Raw genomic sequence first — 26,875 nt, forward strand, 5'->3', positions numbered from 1 at the left:
CAATGAATAAATATAAGGCAATCATACTCTGCCATGGAACTTGGGGAGAGGTATTAGTAGAAGAAGCGAATGAAAATTTTGGATTGTCAAATCAATATGAAGTTTTATCACTAAGCTCTGAAAAAGATGTTTCTGTATTCATGAAAGAGGTTGAAGAAGTAGTAGATAAAGAAGATGTGAAAATTATAATATCAGATTTGTATGGGGGTTCTACATCAAGTGTTGCAATAGCTGTTGCTATAAGAAGAGGGATAGATGCAATAAATGGACTTAGCTTACAAACAATTTTAATCGTAGATGAAGAATTAAGCAAAGAAGACAAAGTACATACATTACCAGAAAGAGTCGTCAAAAAAAATAATAACCTTTGTGTAGATTTAATTAAAGAATTTAAAAAAATATAAATTATGAGGTGGATATAATGTCAAAAATAACATTAGTAAGAGTAGATCACAGATTAATTCATGGACAAGTTATAACAAAATGGGTGAAAATCGCTCAAGCTCAAAAAATAATAATAGTTGATGACTTTTTAGGTCAAGATGAATTTATGGCTGACATATATAGAATGGCAGCACCATCAGGAGTAGAAGTATCTATTTTAACAGCAGAAGATGCAGGAAAAGCATTCCAAAACAATACTTTAGGAGATAAAAATATATTTATTCTATTTAAGAACGTTGATATGGCAAGTAAAGCGTATAAGGCTGGACTTAAATATGAAAAGATTCAATTAGGAGGCATTCCAAATGAAGCAGGAAAGAAGATGGTATTTACAGCTGTTTCATTAGGAACTGAAGATGTAGAACAATTAAATAAACTTAATGAAGATGGGATTGAAATAGTTCTACAAGTTATACCAGAGGAATCATCTATGACATATGAAAATGCATTAAAGAAATTTAAATAAAAATTCTAAATAAGGAGGAATTATAAATGGAATCTGTTTTGATGTTGGCAATTGTAACAGGATTATGGTATTGGTTTGCAGCAGGTCTTGCAGGGTATACCCTTTTCTCAACACTAAAGTCCCCTTTATTTATAGGTTTTAGTCTTGGATTACTTTGGGGGGATGTAACAACTGGTATGATTGTTGGTGCAAGTATAGAAATGGTTTATCTAGGAATGGTTGCAGCAGGAGGAAATATTCCATCTGATAAATGTTTAGCTGCTCTTATTGCAATACCAGTAGCACTTCAAACTGGTGTTAATGCAGAAGTTGCAGTATCTATTGCAGTACCTTTAGGTGTTATAGGAGTATTAGTTAATAACTTAAGAAGAACTGGTAATGCTGTATTAGTTCATAAGGCAGATAAGTATGCTGAAGTAGGTAATACAAAAGGTATCTGGAGATGCGCAACACTTTACTCTTTAATATTTGGATTTTTTTTAAGATTTCCAATAGTTTTTGTATGTAACTTTTTTGGAGCAGATTTAGTTCAATCATTATTAGATGTTATACCACAATGGTTAATGAATGGATTAACAGTAATGGGTGGTATATTACCTGCATTAGGTTTTGCAACAACAATATTTACTATAGGTAAAAATAAATTCTTACCAATGTTTATTATAGGATTTTTTATGGTCCAATATTTTAAAATATCAATTACTGCAGCTGCAATATTTGGTGTTTGTATAGCTCTTTTAGTTACATTTATGAAAGAAGATAAAAGGGTAGGTGAAGTATAATGCAAGATATTAAAAATGAACAAGGTACAACTGAAGTTAATAAGATAAGAGTACTTACGAAAAAAGATGTAACAAAAACATATCTAAGATGGTGGTGGACAGCAGAATTATCTAACTCTTTTGAAAGAATGCAAGCATTAGCAGTTTGTGCAAGTTTCACTCCAGCTTTAGAGAAGTTGTATAAGAAAAAAGAAGATTTAGTAGATGCATTAAAGAGACACTTACAATTTTTTAATACTCAAGCTATATGGGGAGGGTTAATTCACGGTACAGTTTTAGCTATGGAAGAAGAAAAAGCTACTGAAGGAAAAATCCCAGGAGAAGTTATTTCAGGTGTTAAGAATGGTCTTATGGGACCTTTGGCTGGAATTGGAGATACTTTAGATTTTGGTACATTTCAAACAATATTCCTAGCTTTAGGTGCTTCATTTGGTGCAGAAGGAAGTGTTATAGGTGCATTTTTCCCAATAATGTTTAGTATATTACTATTTTGCGAAGGCTATTACTTATTCCATTTAGGATATTCTTTAGGTAGAGATTCAATTAAGAAAATTCTATCAGGTGGCATTGTTAATAAGATAATTGATGGGGCTTCAATTCTAGGAATGTTTATGATGGGAGCATTGTCTGCAACTACAGTTAAGCTTTCAACTCCATTATCATTTGATATTGGTGGTAAAGCAATTGTTGTTCAAGATACATTAAACATGATTGCTCCAGGTTTATTACCTCTTGGTGTTGTATTCTTCGTATATTGGGGGATGAAATACAAGAAGTGGACAATAACTAAGTTGTTAGTAATTTTAGTTGTAGTAGCATTAATAGGATCATTCATTGGAATATTCTAATTTACAATGATTAAAATATAGAATTTAATTTTAGGAGGAGAAAGAAATGTCAGAAAAAATGTATACAGAAAAGGAATATTTAGAAGGAATTAGAGGTGCAACAGGAGAAAGAGCAGTATGGTTCTATCTTCTTATGAAAGAAGCTGAAAAGTTAGGAGTTAATCCAGATGATATATGTAAAGAAGCAATATATGGATTTGGCAAAATGAGAGGTCAAAAATATAACGTAGCAGATACTCCAGGAAAAATGGCAGAAATGTTATATAATAGTAAAGGACAAAAAGTGTTTGAAATGGAATTAGTAGAAAATACAGATGAAAATGGAGTTCTAAAATTCCATCACTGTCCATTAGATGCTTCTTGGAAAGAATATGGATTAAACAAAGAAGAAAGAAAAGAAATTTGTAGATTAGCTTGCTATGGTGATTATGGAAGAGTTGATTGTGCACAAGGTGTTAGATTAGAGTTTGCTCAAAAATGTGCTCATGATGATGAAGTTTGCGAATTAGTATTTACAAAAAAATAGTTTTTAATGTAAAAGCCTGTCCTTACGGACAGGCTTTAAAAAAACAGAAAGTAGGTCGATTTATGGATATAAGCAGAAGTGTAGATAATAGCTTAAATAGAACAGTAGAATTCCTAAAAGAATTAATAAAAATTGATACACAACAAGGTGAACCTATTTCACAATGTCCTTTTGGTATAGGGCTTAAAAAATCTTTAGAGAAAACTTTAGATTACTGTTCTAGTTTGGGTTTTAGCGTTAAAAATATTGATAATTATATTGGATATGCAGAAATTGGAAAAGGAGAAGAATTAATAGGAATTCCAATGCATTTAGATGTAGTTCCGCCAGGAGATGGGTGGAGTGTAGATCCATTTTCGGGAACAGTAATTGACAATATTATTTATGGAAGAGGTGCCATAGATAATAAGGGCGCTGTATCTATGCTTATACATGTATTGAGAAACATAAAGGACACCTATCCTACAATTAATAAAAGGATAAGATTAATTTTTGGTACAAATGAGGAAACAGGTATGGAGTGTATCAAGCATTATCTAGATAAAGGTGAAGAAATTCCAAGTATGGGATTTACTCCAGATGCTATGTATCCAGTGGTTAATGGAGAAAAAGGAAGAGTTCATATAAGGATAGAAAAAGATATTAAAATTGATAAAAGTAAACCTTACATAATAGTGAGGGGAGGAACTAAAGAAAATGTTGTTCCATCTTATTGTACTGTAAAAATTATTAATGGAATTATTTCAGAGTTGACTACTCAAGGAGTAGCTACGCATGCAAGTAATCCTGAAAAGGGAGAAAATGCTATATCTAAAATGGTAATAAAGATAGTTGAAGATAATATAGATTTTCAGTATAGAGAAGATATAGAATTAGTTTCAAAATACCTTTGTAGTGACTATTATGGAGATGCATTGGGAATTAATCAATATGATGAGGTATTCAAAAACACTACTTTAAATTTAGGAATATTAAAAGTAAATGAGGAAAAAATCATATGTGAACTAGATATAAGGTATGGCAAAAATATAGCTTTAAATAATATAATAGATAGATTTAAAAAGTTTTTTTGTAACGGTTGGGAAATAAAGGTTATCGCTCATAAAGACTTACATTATGTTGATGAAAGTAATTTAGTACTTAAAAAATTATTAGAAGCCTATGAAGAAATAACAGATGAAAATGGATATACAATTGCTATGGGTGGTGGTACATATGCAAGTTGGTTTAAAGATATGGTGGCGTTTGGACCTAAGTTCTTAGCACATAAAACTGGCGGTCATGGCGTAGATGAAAGAGTATCGATAGAGCATATACGAAAGAATATGGAGATATATACATTGGCTTTAATAAAACTATTAGAATTGTAAAAGTATAAGAGATATTATGTGCAAATATATAGATATCTTAAAAATAGAGGTTGTTTCTGCAGAAGGATGTACTGTAACAATAGCTATAGTATATGCAATTTTCCGTGCTTCAGAACAGATAAAAGGAGAGATAAAACAAATTCAACTTTATTTAAGTATGAACATAATGAAGTATGCATTAGGGGTAGGTATACCTAGAACTGGGGAAATAGGAATAGAAATAGCAGCACTTAGTAAAATTATTAAAAAATCAGAAAAAAGCTAGAGATATTATCTAATTTTACTAAAGATAAATTAGATAAGGCTAATGAAATAGTTGATAATAAAATTATTAAAATAAGTCAAAAATATACAGATGAAAAGCTATATAGAAGTGACAAATGGTATGCATAAAAAGGAGTTGAACTCAAAATTTGATTAGAAAAAAAGTGATTTTGAGTTCAATCCCTTTTTATTAGATACAAAAACAAACTATATTAAAATTTATGTTATATTAGAGTTGCAATTATTATAAACAATATTAATTTTTTTATGTAAACTTTAAAATTATATGAAATTGTACCTTATTATTAATTTTATAATATAATAAAAGCAAGAAGAACTACAATCTATTTAGCAAATGTAATTTGTTTCCAAAATATTTGTAATTAGGAATAAGTTCATTAAAAGCTGTGACACTTTGAAATCACAGCTTTTGACTACAATACTAAATTGAAATTTACCAACTATTCATTATGCTTATTACTTGATACTTTAAACTATAATCTCCATACCATCATAAGCAAAGAAAATATTATCAAGCTCCTTCTCTAATTCACTATAATAACCATAGGATTTCCCCCACATTTCATCAATATGTGTAACTATAACCTTTTTAATTCTGTAATAATTTTTAATTTCTATAACTTCATCTAAAGTAAATATTTCATCTTTGAATGGTGCATCTTTAAGTTCTGTTCCATCATTTAATATGCCATCATCAGAAACTAAACTGATTATTAAAACATCTGCATCGAAGTACATATCATTATGAGTAAATGGCTTTGGATTGCAACAAGCATATATGACCTTTTTATCATTCTCTTTGATAACATAGAAAGTTATATTCCTATCTCGGTTGTTGTTAAACAAATCAATATCAAAATTATCTATCTTTATATGAGAAGTTTCATTAACAGAAATGCAGTGTAGAATATCCCCATAATATTTAAGACAATCAAGGTTCATTCGATTTATATCTTCAATCACTTCAGGCAATGCATAAAATTCAATAGGAGTATTTTTATCTGCGATAAAATCATAGCCAATTTTTTCGACAATTCTAATGCCTTTAACATGGTCTGGGTCATGGTGAGAAATCGAAAGGTGTTTTACTTCTGAGATTTTCTGTCTGTTACAAGCTACTGCAATATCTTCAGGTGTGTCTATCAACATTTTTATATCATCAATATATAGGCTTGGGCCTAATCGTTCATATCTTCCACCTTTTTGTCTGGCTTCCTCACATATTTTGCATTTACAAAATGAACTTGGAATAATTGACATACCACCACTACCAATAATTTTTAATTTCAAAGTTATCATACCTCCTTAGTAAAATATTAGATTACATAAATAATCTACACTTAAAACTACTTAACAAAATTTTGATTTAGTAGATTATATCATGTATAAATATGAAATAACAGAAATATATGAATAGGCTTAAGGATATATTAATACAATGTGCATAAAAAATATCATAAATATATGATAATATAAATACAGTAACACCATTTTATTAATTTTTTGGGTTTTTATATATTTAAGTATTGGGGTGATATAGTTGAACCAAGAGATATTTTTTAAAATAATGAATGAAATATTAGAAAATATTGACGAAGGGGTCCATTTTGTTAACAAAGAAGGGAAAACTATAATCTACAATGATTCTGTACAAAAAATGGAAAAAATGAACAGACAAGATATTTTAACGAATTCATTTTTTGATATAGTCAGCAAAATGAAAATAAATAGAAGTACACTAGTAGAAGTTTTGGAGAATAGGAAAATTATCAAAGACAATGTTCAAAAATATCTAGATAAAAATGGGAAAGAAATAACAGCAATTAATACTACGATACCAATTGATGTTAAAGGAGAATTTGTAGGGGCACTTGAAATATCAAAGAATATGACAACCATAGAAACGTTACTAAACAGAAATTATAAAAAAAATTTAATCAACAAAGTTAATAATCAACAAAAGAAAGGTTATGGCTTTGATGATATTTTAGGGGAAAGTAATCTGATTAAAGAGGCAATATCAAAATCTAAGAAAGCCTGTAAGTCTGACGCTTCAGTATTTATATATGGGGAAACTGGAACGGGTAAAGAGTTATTTAGTCAGTCTATTCATTATGGAAGTAATAGAAAAAATTATCCATTTATAGCACAAAATTGTGCAGCTTTGCCAGAGTCGCTATTTGAAGGAATACTATTTGGGACTAGCAGGGGAGGATTTACAGGAGCAGTAGATAGACCAGGTTTGTTTGAACAAGCTAACAAAGGAACTTTATTATTAGATGAAATAAATTCCATGCCTATTATGTTACAGGCTAAATTACTAAGGGTTTTACAAGAAGGTTATGTAAGAAGAGTTGGTGGAACTAAGGACATACCTGTTGATGTAAGAATTATTGCAACAACAAATGAAAGTCCAAGAGTTATTTTAAATGAGAATAAAATAAGGAAAGATTTATATTACAGACTTAACATAATTCATATAGAGATTCCTCCTCTTAGAGATAGAAAAGAAGATATATCTTTGTTATGCAAAAAATTTATTTCAAAGTATAATAAAAAATTAAATAAAAAAGTGATAGGAATTTCAGATGAAGCTATCAAAGTTCTAAAAAATTATGACTGGCAAGGTAACATAAGAGAACTAGAAAACATAATTTATTGTACTATGAGTATGATGGAAGATGAGATACAAATAGAAACAAGTATGATTAATCTAAATGACTATTACAATCTTAAAGAGAATAAAGAGATTAATAATTACTCTTTAAATGATTTAGAGAATAAGACACTTAATGGCATCCTTGGTGAGATAGAAGAAAAGTATATCTGTGAATCATTAAAAAAGACCTCGTATAATATAACTAAGGCTGCATCTATTTTAGGTATGAATAGGCAAAATTTACAATATAAAATGAAAAAATATAATATCAAAGTCTTATAAAGAAGTAAAATAAAAAAGAAAAATAAAGGAGCAAAATTATTATAAAAGAGCAAAATTTTTTGCTCTTTTTTTATTTCTTAAATAAAATATTATTTTTTATTTATGAAAACACATAACAAAGTAATTATAGTTTCAACGTTTCAATAAATATTTATTTTAATTTCAAAGTTGGCATGATTTATGCTTTAACTAATTATTGAGAAGATATAAATTTTTAGGAGGGTGTATATATGAGAAAAGTAAGAGTTGGAATATGGGGATTTGGAGCTATGGGAATAGGTATGGCTAATATGATTCTAAAAAAAGAAGGTATGGAAATAGTATCTGTTTGTAGTAGAAGTACTTCAGGGAAAAGCATGTATGACATCTTAGAAATTGAAAGAGGAGAAAGACCGGAAGTTATTATCAATGGAAATTATGAAGAAGTTTTTAAAGAAAAAAGTGTAGATGTTGTTTTATTAGCAACTGATTCATTTACTAAAAAGGCTTTTGATAAAATAATGTTCTTATTAAATAGAAAAATAAATGTTATATCAACAGCAGAGCAAATGGCATATCCGCAAGCTGATGATGCAGATTTAGCTAAAAAAATGGATGAAGTTGCAAAGGAGAATGGAGTAAGTATACTTGGAACAGGAATAAATCCAGGATTTGTGTTGGATTTACTAGTATTAGCTCTTTCAGGGACTTGTGAGGAAGTTACTAGTATAAAAGCTAAGAGAGTAAATGATTTATCACCATTTGGAAAATCTGTTATGGTAGAACAAGGTGTAGGAGTAACAAGAGAGGAATTTATAAAAGGTGTAGAAAATAATACTATAGCAGGTCATGTAGGATTTGTAGAATCAATAAATATGATAGCTGATGGATTAGGATGGAAACTAGATAAGATAGAACAAACAAAAGAGCCAATAATGACTACAGTAGATAGAAAATCTAAGTACGGAGAGGCATTGGCTGGAAATGTTGCTGGTTGTAGACAATGTGGATATGGATATGTAAATGGAGATGTTTTGATTGAAATGGAGCATCCACAACAGATAATACCTGAAGCAGAAGGCATTAAAACAGGAGACTATGTATCAATAAAAGGTATACCAAACATTGATTTGCAAATAAATCCTGAGATACCTGGAGGAGTAGGTACTTATGCAATGATAGTAAACTCTATTCCATTAATAATAAATGCTAGACCGGGTCTTAAAACTATGTTAGATATACCAGTACCTAGAGCAATAATGGGAGATGTAAGAAATCAGATTGAAGTTGAATTAGAGGAAGAATCAAATGCCAATTAATAAAATAATAGCTAGTTAATAAGGAGATGAAAAAATGGATGCTAAAGTTAATGATTGGGTTATTATACACAATATAGTACTGACTCCAGAAGAAAGAGCTCCACAAGTTCCAGAGGATACTAAGAAAGTATCCTTAGAAATGTGGGTTAAAGGATTTATACAAAAAGATGCTTCTATAGGTGATTTAGTAGAAGTTAAAACAATTACAGGTAGACTTGTAAAAGGTAACTTACTTAAAGTAAATCCATATTATACTCATGACTATGGTAAATGTATACCAGAGTTACTCCAAATAGGGATACAGGCTAAAGAAATATTATTTGGAGGTGTATATAATGAATAATACAGCATCAATGAAAGATATGAGCTATCAAGCTGTTATGGGAAGAAATAATGAAATAATGAAAAATGCAATTGGATTGGATTACTCATCTTTTGAACAAGAAGGAATAGGATTTGATTATGAAAAAATGATGGGTGAAACAGGATATACACTACAAGATATCGAAGCGATTCAATCACAGTATGCTGTTGGGAATACTCCTATAATAGAACTTAAAAATTTGACTAAGTTAGCTAGAAAATGTGCTCCAGAAGGTAAAGGAGCTAGAATATTTGTAAAAGATGAAGCAATGAATGCATCTGGTAGCTTTAAAGCAAGAAGAGCAGCTACTGCCGTATATCATGCTAAAAAAATGGGATATAAAGGCGTAATAGCAGCTACTAGTGGTAACTATGGTGCAGCTGTAGCATCTCAGGCAGCTATGCAGGGTCTAAAATGTATAATAGTTCAAGAATGTTATGATTCTAATGGTGTAGGTCAACCCGAAATTATAGAAAAAGCAAGAAAATGTGAGGCATATGGAGCAGAAGTTATCCAATTAACAGTTGGTCCAGAATTATTTTACACATTCTTAGTTTTATTAGAAGAAACAGGCTATTTTAATGCATCATTATATTCACCATTTGGAATTGCAGGTGTAGAGACTTTAGGATATGAGTTAGCTATTCAATTTAGAGAAAAATATAAAAAAGACCCTGATGTAGTTGTTTGTACAAATGCAGGTGGAGGTAATCTCACTGGAACTGCAAGGGGATTGATAAAAGCTGGTTGTCTTAATACTAAAGTAGTAGGAGCAAGTGTTGACTTAAAAGGATTACACATGGCTAGTGACAATCAATTTAATAAAAAATCATTTACAACAGGGCATACAGGTTTTGGGATACCATTCTGTACGTGGCCTGATAGGTCAGATGTACCTAGATCTGCAGCTAGACCACTTAGATATATGGATAGATATGTATTAGTAAAACAAGGGGAAGTTTTCTATACAACTGAATTATTGGCACAACTAGAAGGAATAGAAAGAGGTCCTGCAGGAAATACATCTTTAGCAGCAGCATTCTCTTTAGCTCAAGAATTAGATGAGGATAAAGTTGTAGTAGTACAAGAAACAGAGTATACAGGAGCAGGTAAACATATATGTCCACAGCTTACTTTTGCAAGAGAAAATGGAATAGATATAAAATTTGGAAATCCAAGAGAAGAAATTGCAGGAGTAAACTTAATATTACCAGAAATACCAGAATTATTAAAATGTGTTGATATTGATATGAATAAAATAAGAAAATCATTTATAAAAAATTGTATATCTAACAATAACATTGATAATGTTGATAATTTAAGTAATCAAGATATAGAGTTTTTAATGGAAGAAGTAAAAAGTTCAAGAGATTTTGTTATTGATACGTTAAATAATTTATAATAATGACTAATTTTCAATTTAATACAAAATAAATAATCGGAAAATTCAATTAAATTTATACGAACGGGGGAATGTTCATGAAAAAAAGAGAGGATGATTTTGAAGTTAGAAGAAAACATCTTCAAGAACTAAGTGATGATGAGTTAAAAGAAAGGTTTTGGAGTTTAGCTACCCAAATAGTAGAGCCAATGATAGACCTTGGCAAAAAGAACACAACACCATCAATAGAAAGGTCTGTTTTGTTAAGAATGGGATTTTCTTCTCTTGAGGTAAAACCTATTTTAGAAGGTGTTATGGAAAGAGGTCTTATAGGTAAAGGGGCAGGGCATGTAGTTTATAAGTTGGCTAAATCTAAAAATATAACAGTTAGAGAAGCTGGTTTATTATTAGTTAATGGTGAATACTGGGATGAAGTTACATGTTTATTTAGAGAAGGGGTAGAATCATGTTAAAGGAAAATAAAAAACTAGATATAGACCATATATTAAAAGATTTGGATAAATATAAACCAAAAAGAAGAGGTTGGGTTTGGAGAGAGCATTTGGAAAATCTTGAAATGGGACCTTTTGAATATAAAGACTGTACAAAACCTTTAAATAAGAGTGTAGGGTTACCATCATCTAAATATTTTAACAATATAGACCCTCAACCAAGCCCAGTTATTACTACTGAAATAGCTTCTGGTAGATTTGAAGATGATATAAGAAGAATGAGGATGGCAGCTCATCATGGTGCTGATCATTTAATGGTTATTAGAACTGCTGGACAATCACATTTTGACGGGCTTATAGAAGGTACTCCTCAAGGTATAGGTGGAGTTCCAATAACAAGAAAACAAGTAAGAGCTCAAAGAAAAGCTCTTGATTTTATAGAAGAAGAAGTTGGCAGACCTATTAATTACCATTCATATGTAAGTGGTGTTGCTGGTCCTGAAGTAGCAGTGATGTTTGCTGAAGAAGGAGTCAATGGAGCACACCAAGACCCACAATACAATGTTCTATATAGAAATATAAATATGATAAGGTCTTTTGTAGATGCTTGTGAAGCTAAAAAAATAATGGCTTTTGCCAACATAGCTCAAATAGATGGAGCACATAATGCTAATGCTACTGCTAGAGAAGCGTGGAAGGTAATGCCTGAACTTATGGTTCAACATGCTTTAAACTCTATATTCTCTGAGAGAATAGGAATAGATAAAAGTAATATATGTTTATCAACAGTTCCACCAACAGCTCCTCCAGCACCATGTTTAAGAATAGACTTACCTTATGCTGTTGCACTTAGAGAATTATTTAGTGATTATAAGATGAGAGCCCAAATGAATACTAAATATATGGAATCATCAACTAGAGAAGCAACAGTTACTCATGTATTAAATTTATTGACATCAGTACTAACTAGAGCAGACATACAATCAACTATAACACCTGACGAAGGTAGAAATGTACCTTGGCATATATACAACATAGAAGCATGTGATACAGCAAAACAAGCTTTGGTTGGTATGGATGGTCTTATGGATATGATAGAACTTAAAGATATTGGTGAATTGAGAGACAAAGCAAGAGAGCTTAAAGAAAGAGCTGTATTATATATGGAAGAAATATTTGAAGTTGGTGGATATTTTGAGTCTGTAGAACAAGGATTTTTCGTTGATTCTGGAAATTATCCAGAAAGAAATGGTGATGGTATATCTAGAAAAATAAAAGGCGGAGTTGGAGAAGGTACTGTTTATGAAAGAGAAGAAGATTATCTAGCACCTGTAACTGCTCACTTTGGATACAACAATGTAGCTCAGTATGATGAAAATGCTATAGATAATCCGTCAATATTAATAGATGGATGCACATTTGAAAATCCAGATAAAATCATATATATTGATGAGCTTGATGATTTTGACAATGTGGAAAACAGACTAAAAGAATCAGAAGAATACAGAAATGGAGATAAAATCAAGCCTGAAATGGAATGGTGTGCAGATGGAATTGTAATGATAACTATGATGCTACCTACTGATAAAAGAACCGCTGAGTTTGCAGCTTTGGAATTTGTAAAGAAAATGAACTTGCAAGAAGTTGAAGTTATAAGTAGAGAAGTTATGCATGAATCTGAAGGTACTAGAATAGAAGTGAAGGGAAGAGTTCCATTTGATATAGATTTAAACAGTTTAGTAATACCAGAAGAGCCTAAAGTACTGACTGATGAAGAAATAAGAGCTGATATAGAAGAAAGACCTATGAAAATAGTTTCAGCTACAGTTGGAGAAGATGAACACTCAGTTGGTTTAAGGGAAATAATAGATATAAAACATGGTGGTATAGAAAAATATGGTATAGAATGTCACTATCTAGGGACTTCTGTGCCTGTAGAAAAATTAGTAGATGCAGCAATTGAACTAAATGCAGACGCAATACTTGCATCTACAATAATAAGTCATGATGATATTCACTATAAAAACATGAAGAAATTACATGATTATTGTGTGGAAAAAGGTATAAGAGATAAAGTAATGATAGCCTGTGGAGGAACACAAGTAACACCTGAAATAGCCGTTGAACAAGGTATAGATGCTGGATTTGGAAGAAACAGCAAAGGTATTCATGTAGCCACTTTCTTAGTTGAAAAAAGAAGAGAAATGAATAATGAGTAATGGAAAATAAAAAAATTTCTTTTAAAATAGATGTGTTGGTAGCTGAAATTGGAAGTACTACCACTGTAGTAAATGCTTTCCATAATATTGATACTGAGAATCCTGTATTTTTAGGTCAAGGTCAAGCTCCAACAACAGTGTTTGAAGGTGGCGATGTAAGAAATGGCTTGTCAGGTGCTATTAAGGATTTAGCTAATAAATTATCTGTAGAGGATATAAAGTATAATGATATGTTTGCAACTTCTAGTGCAGCTGGTGGATTAAAAATGACTGTTCATGGTTTAGTATATGATATGACAGTAAAAGCAGCTAAAGAAGCTGCTCTAGGAGCTGGAGCTGTTATTCGTCAAGTAACATCAGGTAGAATTAAAAGAACTGATTTAAATAAAATAAAAGAAATAAATCCAAACATAATTTTAATAGCTGGTGGAGTTGATTATGGAGAAAGAGATACAGCTATTTATAATGCCGAAATGATAGCTTCTATGAATTTAGGCATACCAGTTATATATGCTGGAAATATTGAAAATCAAGAGGAAGTAAAGTTAATATTCGAAGATACAGATTATAAGCTTTATATAACAGAAAATGTATACCCCAAAATAGATTTATTGAATATAGAGCCTACAAGAAAAATTATTCAAGGTGTATTTGAAGACCACATAACTACAGCTCCAGGAATGAAGTATATTAAAGAAATGGTTAATGAAAATATTACTCCAACTCCAGGGGCTGTGATGGAAGCTTCTAAACTCTTATATAAAAATATTGGAGATTTATTAACTTTGGATGTAGGTGGAGCAACTACTGATGTACACTCTGTTACAGATGGAAGTGACTATATCAATAAAATCTTAGTTAATCCTGAGCCTCTAGCAAAGAGAAGTGTTGAGGGGGATTTAGGTGTATATGTAAATATGAAAAACATAGTAGAAGTTATAGGTAAAGAAAACTTGCAAAATGAATTATCTATAGACATTGATTCAATAATAGATAATTATCCACCAATACCAAAATCAAAAGAAGAAATTTTATTTGTTGAGAGACTGACAACAGAAGCTGTTATCAAAGCTATGTTAAGACACTCCGGGAAAATAAGAAATATTTATGGAACAACTGGAAAAGTTAAAATTGCAGAAGGAAAAGATTTAACAGAAGTAAGATATATAGTTGGTACAGGGGGAGCACTTACTAGGCTCCCTAGTAGAATTAAAATATTAAACAATATGCTTAAATACAATAAAAATAAAGAATTACTATTTCCAAAGGAAAAAACAAAAATATTGATAGATAATGACTATATTATGGCATCTATGGGTGTTTTATCTAAAAAATATGAAGAAGCATCTCTTAAGCTCCTATTAAAAAGTTTAAACTTCAAGGAGGAAAGATTATGTACCCTAGATTAGAAATAGATATAGAGAAGTTAAAACATAATGTCAAAATAATTTCACAGAAGTGTCATGAAAGAAATATTAAGGTATCTTTTGTAACTAAATCATTTTGTGCACAAAAAGAGGTAGTAGAATCAGTATGTTGTGAAGGAATAGACCATATAGCAGATTCGAGGATACAAAACTTAAAAAAATTACAAAATATAAATTTGCCTAAAATGCTGATTAGAATACCCATGATAAGTGAACTAGAAGAAGTTATCAATTATTGTGATATTAGCCTTAATTCAGAACTGGAAACCATAAAGAAACTAAATGAATTGTGTGAAAGTAAAAATATTATTCATAAGATAGTTCTTATGTTTGACTTAGGAGATTTACGAGAAGGATATTTTTATGAAGAAGACTTCTTTAACAGTGTAAGAGAGATAGTAAGATTAAAAAATATTAAAATAATTGGTATAGCTACAAACTTAACTTGTTATGGAGCTGTTATACCATCTAGGGAAAATACAGGCAGACTAGTAAGTATAGCACGAAAAATGGAAGAAAAATTTGGGATAGATACAGAAATAGTATCTGGAGGTAATTCAAGTTCTATGCATCTAATTATGAGTAATACTATGCCAGAAGGTATTACTAACTTGAGGATAGGTGAATCTATTATACTTGGTAGAGAAACAGCGTACGGTAAAAATATACATGGAACATATCAAGATGCATTTAAATTAGTATGTCAAATAATTGAATGTAAAGAAAAGCCATCAGTTCCCATTGGAGAAATAGGGGTTGATGCTTTTAGACATAAACCTGTTTATGAGGATAAAGGAATCTTAAAAAGGGCAATCATAGCTATAGGTAAACAGGATATAAATATTGACTCTTTAATTCCAATAGACACTTATATAAAAATATTAGGGGCAAGTTCAGACCACATGATATTAGATGTAAGTAACACAAAACATGATTATAAAGTAGGTGATAATGTGGAATTCTTATTAACTTATGGAGGTATCATGTCATCTAGTACGAGTGAATATGTTTCAAAAAAAATTATAGTGTAGTGTTCAAATAATTAGGAGGAAATTACCTTATGAAAGAGCGAGAATGTAGAAAAGCAAGTCTGTTTGATGCAATGATACCAATTACTTGTTTGATATTATTTTTAAGTCTAGGAGTCTTGATATATGGTTCATCACCTCATGTACCATTAATAGGAGCTGCAGCAGTAGCAGGGATTGTAGCTGTATATAGGCTTGGATTTAAATGGAAAGACTTAGAGTTAAGTATGTTTAATAGTATAAAGATGGCAATGCAAGCAATCTTAATTATAATTATAATAGGCGTACTTATAGGAACTTGGATAGTAAGTGGAGTAGTTCCATGTATGATTTACTGGGGACTAAAAATTTTATCACCAAATATTTTTTTAGTAGCATCAACACTAGTCTGTGCAATAGTGTCTCTTGCAACTGGTTCATCATGGAGCACAATGGGGACAGTTGGAGTAGCTCTTTTAGGAATTGGTCAAAGTTTAGGTATGCCAGTTGGATTGATAGTAGGTTCTATAATATCTGGAGCTTACTTTGGAGATAAATTATCACCTTTATCTGAAACTACTAATTTAGCTCCAGCAATGGCAGGGACAGATTTGTTTACACATATAAAATATATGTTATATTCAACTATACCATCATTATTAATTTGTTTAGTAATTTATGGTGTAATTGGAATGAAGTATTCAGGTCAAGCATTAGATATAAAGCAGATAGAATTAATTAGGTCTACATTAGATTCTACATTTAATACTTTATCACCAGTATTATTATTAGCTCCAGTAGTAGTAATTGGATTAGTTGTATTTAAAGTGCCTGCTATACCAGGACTTATAGTAGGTGCTGTATTAGGAGTATTGTTTGCAGTAGTTTTCCAAGGAGAATCTATGAGTACAATATTAGATGCAGCACAAAATGGATACGTTTCATCGACACAAATAGAAGAGGTAGATGCCTTACTATCTAAAGGTGGTATTATGAATATGATGTCTACTGTATCTTTAACAATATGTGCTCTATCTCTTGGAGGTATTTTAGAAAAAACAGGTATGCTTGAAGTAGTAGCATCTTCTTTATTAAGACTAGCAAAGGGTGTATTTGGAACAGTTTTATGTACGATGGTAACTTGTACAGTTACCAACATAATCGCAGGTGAACAATACTTATCTATAGTTATACCAGGAAGAATGTATAATAAGGAATATAAAAAAAGAGGTATACATCCTAAAATGTTATCAAGAGCTTTAGAAGATAGTGGAACTTTAACTTCTCCGTTAGTCCCATGGAATACATGTGGAGCATATATAACAGCAACATTAGGTGTATCAGCATTAACATATGGTCCATATGCATTATTAAATATTATAAATCCGTTGGTATCTCTAGTTTTAATTGCATGTAAATTTAAAGTAGCAAAAATAGAAGATGAACCTGAAACTTGTTTGAATTTTGATGTCTGATACTAATTATATGATAAAAAAGCTATAAGTAAATTTGTTATTATAAAAATCTACTTGTAGCTTTTTTTGAGTTTTATATTCGAAGGTTAATTTTATTTTGTTTGCAAGATAATAAATGTAGGTTTTTATTGTGTATTTAAAATATATAAGCATTTTAATTATTTAACACTCAATAAAATTCCTTGATTATTTAATAAAGGACATTTTTCTTTTGATTTATAAAGGTTTTTTCTCTACCATAAACTACTGCATTGGGAACGTTTGTGTAAAACTGTTTTTTTTAGACATCTTTTTATGTAGTCAAATAATTCTATATTATCTTCAATTATCAATATATATTACCTCCTTGTACTTAAGTATGCCTTTTAAAAGTAGTATTCATGATAGAAGAGAGTCAAAAAGTAAGTATGTTATACACACAAAGTTGAAAGTTACTATATGTTATGCGATAATAACAAGGACATACTAGATAAGTTGTGTTTAAAAGGAGAGTGAAAAATAATATATGAACGAAAATGTCTTAATAGTAGATGATGAAAAAGAAATAGCCGACTTAATTGAAGTATATTTAAAAAATGAAGGTTTTACTGTATACAAGTTTTACACAGGTAAAGAAGCTCTAGAATGTATTGAATCTAAAAATTTAGATATGGCTATCTTAGACATTATGCTTCCAGATACTGATGGCTTTCATATCTGTCGAAAAATCCGAGATAAATACTACTATCCTATCATAATGCTAACAGCTAAAGTTGAAGACATAGACAAAATAATGGGTTTAACTATAGGTGCTGATGATTATATAACAAAGCCATTTAATCCTTTAGAAGTTGTTGCAAGAGTGAAAACACAGCTAAGACGATATATGAGATATAATAATTCTTTTGAACAGCAGACGACAACTGTTGATGAATATGATATTAAAGGACTAATTATCAATAAAGAAACACATAAATGTAGTTTATTTGGTAAAGAAATATTACTAACACCAATTGAATTTTCTATTCTATGGTACTTATGCAAACATCAAGGGAAAGTTATTCCTTCTGAAGTATTATTTGAAGCTGTATGGGGGGAAAAATATTTCGACAATAACAATACAATTATGTCTCACATTGGACGTATACGTGAGAAATTACATGAACCTTCTAGAAATCCAAAATTTATAAAAACTGTATGGGGAGTAGGTTATACAATTGAAAAATAAAAATATTAAGAAGAATTCTGACTTTGCTCAAGTAAAGAATAAAATTTTTATAAAAACAGCTGTAATGGCATTTATATCAACCATATTTATTTGGATTTTATATTCTTTTATATTATATAGGAATTTCTCTGAATGGGTAGTATCTTTTTTTGTAAAAGTTTTTCGTATGGAATATAAAGCAGCTTTAAATTTGTATCAGCAGATTTTTCGTAATAATATGGAGATTTTTATAATAATAGCTATCACGATTGTATTTTTTATAATATTCCGTTTATATTTAAATTGGTTTACAAAATATTTTAGTGAAATTAATCAAGGTATTGATTCGCTTATTAAAGAGGATATTAAAGAAGTTACTTTATCTACAGAGCTTTCTGCTGTGGAAAAAAAGATAAATTCAATTAAACATACACTTGAACAACGTAAGTCTGATACACAAATTGCAGAACAACGTAAGAATGACCTTATTGTTTATCTAGCACATGATTTAAAAACACCACTTACCTCAGTTATAGGATATTTAACATTGCTTCGAGATGAAAATCAGATTTCTAAAGAATTGCGAGATAAGTATCTATCTATTTCACTAGATAAAGCTGAACGTCTTGAGGATTTAATCAATGAATTCTTTGAAATTACAAGATTTAATCTATCAAGTATAACTCTTGAATACAGTGAGGTAAACTTAACACGTATGCTTGAACAATTAACGTATGAATTTACCCCTATTTTAACAAGTAAAAATCTAAAATATACATTGAATGTAGCTCCAAATACGATGATAAAATGCGATGTCAATAAAATGCAGCGTGTATTTGATAATTTATTACGCAATGCTGTTTATTATAGCTATGAAGGTACTATTATTGAAATAACAGCTATGCAGGATGAAAAAAACATAAATCTAAAGTTTATGAATTATGGTAATACAATACCAGAAGAAAAAATTAATCGTATTTTTGAACAATTCTATAGATTAGATGAATCTCGTAGTTCAAATAATGGTGGAGCTGGTTTGGGGCTTGCTATATCAAAAGAAATTGTTGAGCTTCATAATGGGATAATAACAGCATATAGTAAGGATAACATCATTGTATTTGAAGTTATTATTCCCAATTTAAGAAAATATTAAGAATTTACGTATAAAAAAATAAGAAATCCTTCAGGATAAATAGATAAAAGGCACTCTTGTTATTGATATAATTACTGTATTAAAACAAGAGTGCTTTGTTTTAATACAGTAATTATATCAATAACAAAGGAGAATTGACTATGAATAAGAAAAAAATTGCAGTTATATTTGGTGGAAATTCAACAGAATATGATGTATCGTTACAATCATCTTTTGCAGTACTTGAAAATTTAAATGCAGATAAATATGATATTATGCCAATTGGAATTACAAGAGATGGTAATTGGTATCGTTATATAGGAAATTATGAAAACATCCAAAATGACACTTGGTGTGAAGATTCCACTTATCTAATTCCTGTTGCTGTATCTCATAATCGTGTACAAAATGGTATTATTGAATTCTATAAAAACCATATTAAATATACTAAAATTGATTTTGCATTTCCTGTATTGCATGGAAAGAATGGAGAAGATGGTACAGTACAAGGGTTATTTGAATTAGCAGGTATACAGGTTATTGGATGTGGTACTCTTTCTTCAGCGTTATGTATGGACAAAGATAAGTCGCATAAACTTGTCCATGCAGAAGGTGTCAAAGTACCAAAATCAATCATATTAAAACATTCAGATAAATCTAACGTAATTAAATTGTCAAAAGATTTAACTTGTCCATTATTTGTTAAACCTGTGCGTGCAGGCTCATCATTTGGAATTAGTAAAATTTATAAGAAAGAAGAGTTAGAAATAGCAGTTGACATAGCTTTTGAACATGATAATGAAGTAATAATTGAGGAAAATATTGATGGATTTGAAGTAGGCTGTGCAGTTTTAGGAATTGATGATTTACTAGTTGGAAGAGTAGACGAAATAGAATTATCAAAAGGATTTTTTGATTATACAGAAAAGTATACATTAAAAAGCTCAAAAATTCATATGCCAGCTAGAATTAATGCTGATTGTGAGAAAAAAATACAAGAGACGGCAAAAACTATTTATAGAACGCTTGGATGTTCAGGATTTGCTAGAGTAGATATGTTTCTGACTCCATATGGTGAAATTGTTTTTAATGAGGTAAACACAATTCCAGGATTTACTTCTCATAGCCGTTATCCAAATATGATGAAAGGTATTGGATTGTCTTTTAAAGAAATCCTAGACAAAATAATTGAGGTGCATGTAAAATAATGAATAATATTTTATTAATCAAAGATAAAGAATCTAAAGTGATGAATACTATTTCACTAACTAAAGATAAAGTTTATGATGGTAATCTAATTCTTGTAAATGCTTTTTTACCAATTAAAATATCTTTCAATGCGGAGTTAATACCTGTAGATACAAAATTTCCAAGTATTCTTATGAAATGTGAAGCTGTAAATGCTTTACAAAATATTTTGAAAAATATAGGAAGTACAAATGAGATAGTGCCAGTAAGTGGATATCGTACTGCAAATGAACAAAAATATATATATTCAAACTCTCTTTGTGATAATGGAAAAGAGTTTACTGAAAAGTTTGTAGCACTTCCAAATTGCAGTGAGCATCAGACAGGGCTTGCTATTGATTTAGGTCTTAAGAAAGATGTTATAGATTTTATTTGTCCAGAATTTCCTTATGATGGTATCTGTAATGAGTTTCGTAAAGTAGCTCCACATTATGGTTTTATAGAGCGTTATCAGTATAAAACAGAAGAGATAACAGGAATATCTCAAGAGCCATGGCATTTTCGTTATGTTGGGTATCCCCATTCTAAAATTATCAGTGAAATGAATTTAGCTCTTGAAGAATACATAGAATATATTAAGAGATTTTCTTATGAAGATTGTTTTAAGGTAGAAGATAATGAAAAAATTATAGAGATTTTTTATATACCTCTTGATAATGAAGAAGAGATACAATTTTCTATACCTAGACAATATGATTATCAAATGTCAGGTAACAATAGTGATGGTTTTATTATGACACTTTGGAGGAACAAGAATGATTAAGAATAAATCCTATGCAGGACTTGATTATTTTAGGATTATAGCTGCATTGCTTATAATTGCAATTCATACATCACCATTATTATCGTATAGTAAAATGAGTGACTTTATACTGACTCGTATAATTGCTCGTATTGCTGTGCCATTCTTTTTTATGATATCAGGCTTTTTTCTAATTTCAAGACATAATTACAATTATGATAAGCTGAAAGTTTTTCTAAAAAATACAGTATTTATCTATGGTATAGCTATCTTTATTTATATTCCATTAAATATTTACAATGGATATTTTTCTATGGATAATTTGCTACCAAATGTTATTAAGGATATTGTATTTGATGGAACTCTATATCATTTATGGTATCTTCCTGCTTCAATTATTGGTGCAAGTATTGCATATTTTCTTGTAAAAAATTTGGGTATAAAGTGGTCATTTATAATTTCTGTTATCCTTTACATAATTGGTATGCTTGGTGACAGTTATTATGGTTTTTTAGAAAAATTACCATTATTAAAGAATTTTTATGGATATATTTTTGAAGTTTCAGACTATACACGAAATGGTGTGTTTTTTGCTCCAGTATTTTTCATACTAGGTGCCATAATAGCAAATAAATCTGTCAGTATATCATCTAAAAATAGCTTGATTGGATTTCTTATATCATTTACTCTTATGTTTTGTGAGGGTATTATTTTACACAATCTAGGCGTACAGCGTCATGATAGTATGTATATTATGTTACTACCATGTATGTATTTCTTATTTACAGCTTTAACGTTTTTTAAGGGTAATAGAGTCAGATTTTTACGAACATCATCATTAATTATTTACATTATACATCCTATGATGATTGTTATTATTCGTATGTTTTCTAAAATACTTGGAATACAAACAGTCTTGGTTGACAATAGTATTATTAATTATATAGTGGTAAGTATAGCATCTTTTATAACTTCAATAATAATTATATTGATTCTCAACAGGATAAAAGGGAAAAAAGGAAAACATAGAAAGACTTGAAATGTAAATACTAACAGAGCTTGGATTGAAGTTGACTTAAATAATTTGGAACATAATGTAAGAGTATTACAAAAAGCTATGCCACAAAATTGTGAATTGATGGCAGTTATGAAGGCTAATGCGTATGGACATAGCGTTTTTGAAGTAGCAACTCATATAAATCAAATGGGTGTAAAATCATTTGCAGTAGCAACAATAGATGAAGCTATTGAACTACGACATTATGGAATATCGGGAGAGATATTAATTCTTGGATATACTAATCCAATAAGAGCGAAGGAGCTTCATAAATACAATCTTATACAGAGCATTGTTGACCTTAATCATGCTGTATGCTTAAATGAGCAAGGATATTATATAAAATCACATATCAAAATTGACACAGGTATGCACCGACTTGGTTTTGATGCTAATGACATTGTATCAATATTAAAAGCATTTGAGTTGAAACATTTAGACGTCTGTGGTATATTTACACACTTGTGTGTTTCTGACAGTATGATAGAAGAAGACATAAACTTTACAAATAGACAAATTGAATATTTTTATAAGTTAATTGATTTGCTATCAAAAAGGGAGATAAAAATTCCTAAAATACATATTCAAAGTAGCTATGGATTTTTAAACTATCCTAAACTTAAGTGTGATTATGCAAGGATTGGAATTGCACTATATGGGGTACTAAGTTCTCCAAATGATACAACTAAGCTACAGCTTGATTTACGTCCTGTTTTATCTTTAAAATCACAAGTTGTCCTTATTAGGAGAATACAAAATGGTGAAAGTGTGGGATATGGAAGAACTTTTATTGCAAATAGAGATAGTATAATTGCAGTACTATCTGTAGGTTATGCTGATGGGTTACCTAGAAATTTATCTTGTGGAAAAAGTAATGTAATAATAAATGGGTGTTTTGCACCAATAATAGGACGAATTTGTATGGACCAACTTATTGTTGATGTTACAGATATTCCTAGTGTAGAGGTTGGGAGTGTAGGAACACTAATTGGAAAAGATGATTTGTCTGAACTATCTGCTCCTGAAGTTGCAGATGCTTCTGGTAGCATAGCAAATGAGTTGCTGAGTAGAATGGGGTCTAGATTGAAATTCGTAGAGAAGTAACAGTATTAAAAATTTATTAATCTTATTGTATTCGTATGGTATCTGATTAGAAGATTGATATAGATTATTTCACTTTTAAGTATGGTTTTGTATTTTATATAATTTATGATGTTCTGCCGTATAAAATCAATAACATATTGTACTTAAGATGGTTAGGAGATAATACTTGATTTATTGTCATACAATTTATAGAGTGGTATAATTTAGGATAAATAAGAGAAGTAGATACAGGAGGAACAACATGGAGATATATGATATATTAACACGTTTTTATATTCAAGATATAGAAAAAGCGATATCTTTTTATGAGAATCTTTTAAAAGAAAAATGCTCTTTACGTTTTTCTTATAAAGAAGTTGGATTGGAGCTAGCGCAGGTTGGAAATGTATTATTATTATCTGGTTCTGATGATGCTCTCAAACCATTTATAGAAACAAAATCTACTTTTATGGTTGACTCTGTTGATGAATGGAGAAGTTATCTATTAAATAATGGAGCAGTTCTGATAAGAGATAAGAAAAAAGTTCCTACAGGATATAATATGACAGTAAAACATCCAGATGGTACAATTGTAGAATATGTTCAACATACAAAAAAAGATTAGTTAAAAATAGACTTTGTCAATAAACAACTAATTATAATCTATATTGACAAGCCAAATTTGTTACTTTTAGTTTCAATATATTATAAATTAAATTAGTATACTCAAAATAGAATAGAAAGTTATTACATAAAGGTGAACTTTATATAGAGTTCACCTTTTTATTCTTTTGAGAGATAGAAAATAATGTACTGAAATAATACAACAAAAACCCAACCTATTCCAGTAGCAAATGCTACAGACTTTAGACTAAATCTTTGAATAAGCAAATAAGAAAGAATTACACGAATTGATATATGTAAGATAGTTCCAATTACAGGGATGTTTACCTTTCCACTTCCTCGGTACCAACCAACAAAGGCACTTCCTATAAAACATAAGACATAGAAAATAGCGATAGTTTCCATATATTCTGCACCATTTCTCATAATTTCATTATTTGTATTACTCATCATAAGTCCAATAGCAGTTTCTGAAAAAAAGTACATTATTAAAGATAAACCAATTCCCAGACATACCATGATAATCAATCCTGTATAAAATCCTTGTTTTGCCCTCTTTCTATCTTTATTTCCAGTATTTTGTGCAACAAATATAGATATGGCTTCAGCTCCACTATCTCCAAAAGAATTAGCAAAACCTTCAATTCTTGTTGTGGCAGTATATGCTGTAATCATATCTGTTCCCATTATATTTACAGCACCTTGTACTAGTAGTTTTCCAATATATAAACTAGATTGATGGAGAGCAGATATTAAACTATAAGAGATAGTTAATTTTAATAATTTCCATTCAAACTTCATATCTTCTTTTTTAAATAAAAGAAATGAGATATTTTTTCTTATATAAATAAAACAAAGAAGTGATGCAAGTGTCTGTGATAATACAGTTGCAAAGGCGGCTCCTTGAATTCCAAAATTGCATACTGCAACAAAAACTAAATCTAAAACAGTATTCATTATCATTGAAAACATTAAGATAATAAGAGCCGATTTGGTATTACCAACAGCTCTCAAAGTTGCTGATAACAGATTATAAAAATATGTTGCAATGAGTCCACAAAAAATAATATTTAAATAAGATGTTGCTATACTTGCAACTTCATGTGGAGTATTAATTATGTTTAGTAGTGGAGAGAGTATAAGTATTGAGAATATACTTAATACAAAAGTCAGCGTAGCTCCGAAAATAGTTGCTAAAAAAGATTCTTTTCTAAATGAAGATAAGTCATTGGCACCATAAAAATGTGCAAAGATAATTGAAATACCTGTGCAACTTCCGCTTAGTATAAATATAAAAAGATTCATAATAGTACCTGCTACACCTACAGCAGCAAAAGCAGTTTGGCTTACAAATCTACCAACTATAATTGCGTCAATAGTATTGTAAAGCTGTTGAAGTATGTTTCCTAAAAGTAATGGGAGCATAAGTATGAATAATTCTCTTTTTATGTTTCCCTCTGTTAAGTTAGTTGTATATTTCATAATAGCACCTCGTTAAATTTTAAGATACAACTAGTTTACAGTCATATCAAATAATTGTAAAATGCCGTTTTTAGCCATATAATATAAATAAATATTTATATTATGAATTGAGGTGAGTCTGTGACAGAACTTGAAATACAAGCATTTTTGACTGTTATAAAGTTAGGAAGTATTTCTGCCGCTGCTGAAAGTTTATATGTTACTCAGCCCGCATTAAGTAGAAGAATAAATGCGTTAGAAACAGAATTAGGATATAAATTAATTAGACGAAAAAAAGGCATACGAATATCAGAGTTGACAGAAGAGGGAAAGGCATTTGTTCCAATTGCAGAAAAATATAAAAGCCTTTTACAAGAAGCCAAGGCTATAACTAAAATGGATAGGAGTAAAATTCTAAACATATCCTCTATAGGGAGTGTAAGTTCATATATACTTCCAGATGTATTCTCATGCTTTATGAACACATATCCAGAATATAATATAAACTTTTACCACTATCATTCTTATGAAGCATATGATTACATTTCAAAGGGAGAAGTAGATATAGCACTTATTTCTGATGATATGTTTTTTAATAATATAGAGACAATACCAATCTTTAAAGAAGCTATGTTACTAGTAACAAGCTATGGTTCAAAGTACAAGGGAGAATTGCATCCGTCTATTTTGGATGTTGCTGATGAGATAAGGCTTCCGTGGAATCCTGAATATGATTTATGGCATAATTTTTGGTTCCGCTCAACTCTTCAGCCTAAAGTATTTCTAGACCAGATGTCACTTTTGGAATACTTTATGAGACAAGAGAATGTATGGGCTATTGTACCAGTGTCAGTGGCATATCATCTTAAAGAAATATCAAATATTGAAATACATTATATAAAAGATGCACCTCCAGATAGATTTATTTACTACCTAATTAAGGAATCTAGTAAGACGGAAATAATAAATAATTTTTTATATTTACTAAATGAAAAGTTATTGAAAATTAAAGGGTTAGAGTCTTTAATTAAAAAGTAAAAGTTATATTAAACTCTTG

The 26,875-nt window shown here is 29.9% G+C and carries 24 protein-coding genes and 1 pseudogene; 23 read left to right on the forward strand and 2 right to left on the reverse strand.

Annotated elements, in window-relative coordinates; translation table 11 throughout:
- Nucleotides 1-2 precede the first annotated feature (2 nt).
- The 7 genes from ACTG44_RS02470 (at nt 3) to ACTG44_RS02500 (ending at nt 4,701) form a co-directional block, all read left to right on the forward strand.
- Complete coding sequence (locus tag ACTG44_RS02470; protein ID WP_021382931.1) at nt 3-404, forward strand: PTS sugar transporter subunit IIA; 402 nt, start codon at nt 3-5, stop codon at nt 402-404.
- Between the two features lie 17 nt (nt 405-421).
- Nucleotides 422-910, forward strand: a complete 489-nt coding sequence (locus tag ACTG44_RS02475; RefSeq protein WP_479921203.1) for a PTS sugar transporter subunit IIB — start codon at nt 422-424, stop codon at nt 908-910.
- A gap of 26 nt (nt 911-936) precedes the next feature.
- Complete coding sequence (locus ACTG44_RS02480) at nt 937-1,692, forward strand: PTS mannose/fructose/sorbose/N-acetylgalactosamine transporter subunit IIC (RefSeq protein WP_021383017.1); 756 nt, start codon at nt 937-939, stop codon at nt 1,690-1,692.
- Nucleotides 1,692-2,540 carry a PTS system mannose/fructose/sorbose family transporter subunit IID gene (locus ACTG44_RS02485; protein WP_479921204.1) on the forward strand — a complete coding sequence of 283 codons (849 nt, stop codon included), beginning with the start codon at nt 1,692-1,694 and terminating at the stop codon, nt 2,538-2,540. The genes ACTG44_RS02480 and ACTG44_RS02485 overlap by 1 nt, the downstream gene beginning before the upstream one ends.
- A 46-nt stretch (nt 2,541-2,586) precedes the next feature.
- Nucleotides 2,587-3,066 carry an L-2-amino-thiazoline-4-carboxylic acid hydrolase gene (locus tag ACTG44_RS02490; protein WP_021382928.1) on the forward strand — a complete coding sequence of 160 codons (480 nt, stop codon included), beginning with the start codon at nt 2,587-2,589 and terminating at the stop codon, nt 3,064-3,066.
- A gap of 62 nt (nt 3,067-3,128) precedes the next feature.
- Entirely contained in the window at nt 3,129-4,436 is a 1,308-nt protein-coding gene (locus tag ACTG44_RS02495) for a M20 family metallopeptidase (protein ID WP_021382934.1), read from the forward strand.
- Nucleotides 4,437-4,452: 16 nt separating this feature from the next.
- Nucleotides 4,453-4,701, forward strand: coding sequence for a hypothetical protein (locus tag ACTG44_RS02500; protein ID WP_021382937.1), 249 nt, complete (start codon nt 4,453-4,455; stop codon nt 4,699-4,701).
- A 488-nt stretch (nt 4,702-5,189) separates the two neighbouring features.
- On the opposite strand, the gene ACTG44_RS02505 is transcribed toward ACTG44_RS02500, so the two are convergent.
- The gene (locus tag ACTG44_RS02505) at nt 5,190-6,020 is read right to left on the reverse strand and encodes an MBL fold metallo-hydrolase (RefSeq protein WP_479921205.1); all 831 of its coding nucleotides are present in this window, start codon (nt 6,018-6,020) and stop codon (nt 5,190-5,192) included.
- Between the two features lie 268 nt (nt 6,021-6,288).
- Between ACTG44_RS02505 and ACTG44_RS02510 the strand changes: the two genes are divergently transcribed.
- The 15 genes and pseudogenes from ACTG44_RS02510 to ACTG44_RS02580 all read left to right on the forward strand — a co-directional run bounded on the left by ACTG44_RS02510 (nt 6,289) and on the right by ACTG44_RS02580 (nt 24,358).
- The gene (locus tag ACTG44_RS02510) at nt 6,289-7,662 is read left to right on the forward strand and encodes a sigma-54 interaction domain-containing protein (protein ID WP_479918026.1); all 1,374 of its coding nucleotides are present in this window, start codon (nt 6,289-6,291) and stop codon (nt 7,660-7,662) included.
- 230 nt (nt 7,663-7,892) lie between these two features.
- Nucleotides 7,893-8,960 carry a 2,4-diaminopentanoate dehydrogenase gene (gene ord, locus ACTG44_RS02515; protein WP_479921206.1) on the forward strand — a complete coding sequence of 356 codons (1,068 nt, stop codon included), beginning with the start codon at nt 7,893-7,895 and terminating at the stop codon, nt 8,958-8,960.
- Between the two features lie 34 nt (nt 8,961-8,994).
- Nucleotides 8,995-9,303 (forward strand): 2-amino-4-oxopentanoate thiolase subunit OrtA, encoded by a 309-nt coding sequence (gene ortA, locus ACTG44_RS02520; RefSeq protein WP_021382991.1) that lies wholly within the window; start codon nt 8,995-8,997, stop codon nt 9,301-9,303.
- Nucleotides 9,296-10,726, forward strand: a complete 1,431-nt coding sequence (gene ortB / locus ACTG44_RS02525) for a 2-amino-4-oxopentanoate thiolase subunit OrtB (protein ID WP_479921207.1) — start codon at nt 9,296-9,298, stop codon at nt 10,724-10,726. Before ortA ends, ortB begins: the two co-directional genes overlap by 8 nt.
- A gap of 77 nt (nt 10,727-10,803) precedes the next feature.
- Complete coding sequence (locus ACTG44_RS02530) at nt 10,804-11,178, forward strand: ornithine aminomutase subunit alpha (protein WP_021382945.1); 375 nt, start codon at nt 10,804-10,806, stop codon at nt 11,176-11,178.
- Nucleotides 11,172-13,376, forward strand: coding sequence for a D-ornithine 4,5-aminomutase subunit OraE (oraE, locus tag ACTG44_RS02535; protein WP_479921208.1), 2,205 nt, complete (start codon nt 11,172-11,174; stop codon nt 13,374-13,376). The genes ACTG44_RS02530 and oraE overlap by 7 nt, the downstream gene beginning before the upstream one ends.
- Nucleotides 13,376-14,785, forward strand: a complete 1,410-nt coding sequence (locus tag ACTG44_RS02540; protein ID WP_479918029.1) for a GlmL-related ornithine degradation protein — start codon at nt 13,376-13,378, stop codon at nt 14,783-14,785. Before oraE ends, ACTG44_RS02540 begins: the two co-directional genes overlap by 1 nt.
- Complete coding sequence (gene orr / locus ACTG44_RS02545) at nt 14,770-15,834, forward strand: ornithine racemase Orr (RefSeq protein WP_021382977.1); 1,065 nt, start codon at nt 14,770-14,772, stop codon at nt 15,832-15,834. Before ACTG44_RS02540 ends, orr begins: the two co-directional genes overlap by 16 nt.
- Nucleotides 15,835-15,863: 29 nt before the next feature.
- The gene (gene nhaC, locus ACTG44_RS02550; protein ID WP_021383003.1) at nt 15,864-17,285 is read left to right on the forward strand and encodes a Na+/H+ antiporter NhaC; all 1,422 of its coding nucleotides are present in this window, start codon (nt 15,864-15,866) and stop codon (nt 17,283-17,285) included.
- Between the two features lie 505 nt (nt 17,286-17,790).
- Nucleotides 17,791-18,492 carry a VanR-ABDEGLN family response regulator transcription factor gene (gene vanR / locus ACTG44_RS02555; protein WP_479921209.1) on the forward strand — a complete coding sequence of 234 codons (702 nt, stop codon included), beginning with the start codon at nt 17,791-17,793 and terminating at the stop codon, nt 18,490-18,492.
- Nucleotides 18,482-19,624, forward strand: coding sequence for a vancomycin resistance histidine kinase VanS (gene vanS / locus ACTG44_RS02560; RefSeq protein WP_021382978.1), 1,143 nt, complete (start codon nt 18,482-18,484; stop codon nt 19,622-19,624). Before vanR ends, vanS begins: the two co-directional genes overlap by 11 nt.
- A 140-nt stretch (nt 19,625-19,764) precedes the next feature.
- Nucleotides 19,765-20,811: a D-alanine--D-serine ligase VanG gene (gene vanG, locus ACTG44_RS02565; RefSeq protein ID WP_479921210.1), complete on the forward strand. Its 1,047-nt coding sequence runs from the start codon at nt 19,765-19,767 to the stop codon at nt 20,809-20,811.
- On the forward strand, nt 20,811-21,614 hold the full coding sequence (locus tag ACTG44_RS02570) for a M15 family metallopeptidase (protein WP_479921211.1): 804 nt from the start codon (nt 20,811-20,813) through the stop codon (nt 21,612-21,614). Before vanG ends, ACTG44_RS02570 begins: the two co-directional genes overlap by 1 nt.
- Nucleotides 21,607-23,754 (forward strand): annotated as a pseudogene (gene vanT, locus ACTG44_RS02575) (serine racemase VanT catalytic subunit). The gene ACTG44_RS02570 and the pseudogene vanT overlap by 8 nt, the downstream one beginning before the upstream one ends.
- 241 nt (nt 23,755-23,995) lie before the next feature.
- Entirely contained in the window at nt 23,996-24,358 is a 363-nt protein-coding gene (locus tag ACTG44_RS02580; RefSeq protein WP_021382950.1) for a VOC family protein, read from the forward strand.
- A gap of 158 nt (nt 24,359-24,516) precedes the next feature.
- Here the strand turns inward: ACTG44_RS02580 and ACTG44_RS02585 are convergent, their stop codons facing one another.
- The gene (locus ACTG44_RS02585) at nt 24,517-25,839 is read right to left on the reverse strand and encodes an MATE family efflux transporter (RefSeq protein WP_479921212.1); all 1,323 of its coding nucleotides are present in this window, start codon (nt 25,837-25,839) and stop codon (nt 24,517-24,519) included.
- Nucleotides 25,840-25,959: 120 nt separating this feature from the next.
- Between ACTG44_RS02585 and ACTG44_RS02590 the strand changes: the two genes are divergently transcribed.
- Nucleotides 25,960-26,856 carry a LysR family transcriptional regulator gene (locus ACTG44_RS02590; protein ID WP_479918036.1) on the forward strand — a complete coding sequence of 299 codons (897 nt, stop codon included), beginning with the start codon at nt 25,960-25,962 and terminating at the stop codon, nt 26,854-26,856.
- Nucleotides 26,857-26,875 lie beyond the last annotated feature (19 nt).

The sequence above is a fragment of the Clostridioides sp. LIBA-2809 genome, assembly GCF_056688965.1.

What these genes read in the sequence shown, in the direction of transcription:
- ACTG44_RS02470 (WP_021382931.1), top strand. Translation starts at nt 3, where the DNA reads ATGAATAAATATAAGGCAATCATACTCTGCCATGGAACTTGGGGAGAG.
- ACTG44_RS02580 (WP_021382950.1), top strand. Translation starts at nt 23,996, where the DNA reads ATGGAGATATATGATATATTAACACGTTTTTATATTCAAGATATAGAA.
- nhaC (WP_021383003.1), top strand. Translation starts at nt 15,864, where the DNA reads ATGAAAGAGCGAGAATGTAGAAAAGCAAGTCTGTTTGATGCAATGATA.
- ACTG44_RS02485 (WP_479921204.1), top strand. Translation starts at nt 1,692, where the DNA reads ATGCAAGATATTAAAAATGAACAAGGTACAACTGAAGTTAATAAGATA.
- ACTG44_RS02530 (WP_021382945.1), top strand. Translation starts at nt 10,804, where the DNA reads ATGAAAAAAAGAGAGGATGATTTTGAAGTTAGAAGAAAACATCTTCAA.
- ACTG44_RS02475 (WP_479921203.1), top strand. Translation starts at nt 422, where the DNA reads ATGTCAAAAATAACATTAGTAAGAGTAGATCACAGATTAATTCATGGA.
- vanG (WP_479921210.1), top strand. Translation starts at nt 19,765, where the DNA reads ATGAATAAGAAAAAAATTGCAGTTATATTTGGTGGAAATTCAACAGAA.
- ACTG44_RS02505 (WP_479921205.1), bottom strand. Translation starts at nt 6,020, where the DNA reads ATGATAACTTTGAAATTAAAAATTATTGGTAGTGGTGGTATGTCAATT.
- ord (WP_479921206.1), top strand. Translation starts at nt 7,893, where the DNA reads ATGAGAAAAGTAAGAGTTGGAATATGGGGATTTGGAGCTATGGGAATA.
- ortB (WP_479921207.1), top strand. Translation starts at nt 9,296, where the DNA reads ATGAATAATACAGCATCAATGAAAGATATGAGCTATCAAGCTGTTATG.
- ACTG44_RS02480 (WP_021383017.1), top strand. Translation starts at nt 937, where the DNA reads ATGGAATCTGTTTTGATGTTGGCAATTGTAACAGGATTATGGTATTGG.
- ACTG44_RS02585 (WP_479921212.1), bottom strand. Translation starts at nt 25,839, where the DNA reads ATGAAATATACAACTAACTTAACAGAGGGAAACATAAAAAGAGAATTA.
- ACTG44_RS02510 (WP_479918026.1), top strand. Translation starts at nt 6,289, where the DNA reads ATGAATGAAATATTAGAAAATATTGACGAAGGGGTCCATTTTGTTAAC.
- ACTG44_RS02495 (WP_021382934.1), top strand. Translation starts at nt 3,129, where the DNA reads ATGGATATAAGCAGAAGTGTAGATAATAGCTTAAATAGAACAGTAGAA.
- ACTG44_RS02540 (WP_479918029.1), top strand. Translation starts at nt 13,376, where the DNA reads ATGGAAAATAAAAAAATTTCTTTTAAAATAGATGTGTTGGTAGCTGAA.
- ortA (WP_021382991.1), top strand. Translation starts at nt 8,995, where the DNA reads ATGGATGCTAAAGTTAATGATTGGGTTATTATACACAATATAGTACTG.
- ACTG44_RS02490 (WP_021382928.1), top strand. Translation starts at nt 2,587, where the DNA reads ATGTCAGAAAAAATGTATACAGAAAAGGAATATTTAGAAGGAATTAGA.
- ACTG44_RS02500 (WP_021382937.1), top strand. Translation starts at nt 4,453, where the DNA reads ATGTGCAAATATATAGATATCTTAAAAATAGAGGTTGTTTCTGCAGAA.
- vanR (WP_479921209.1), top strand. Translation starts at nt 17,791, where the DNA reads ATGAACGAAAATGTCTTAATAGTAGATGATGAAAAAGAAATAGCCGAC.
- ACTG44_RS02570 (WP_479921211.1), top strand. Translation starts at nt 20,811, where the DNA reads ATGAATAATATTTTATTAATCAAAGATAAAGAATCTAAAGTGATGAAT.
- oraE (WP_479921208.1), top strand. Translation starts at nt 11,172, where the DNA reads ATGTTAAAGGAAAATAAAAAACTAGATATAGACCATATATTAAAAGAT.
- orr (WP_021382977.1), top strand. Translation starts at nt 14,770, where the DNA reads ATGTACCCTAGATTAGAAATAGATATAGAGAAGTTAAAACATAATGTC.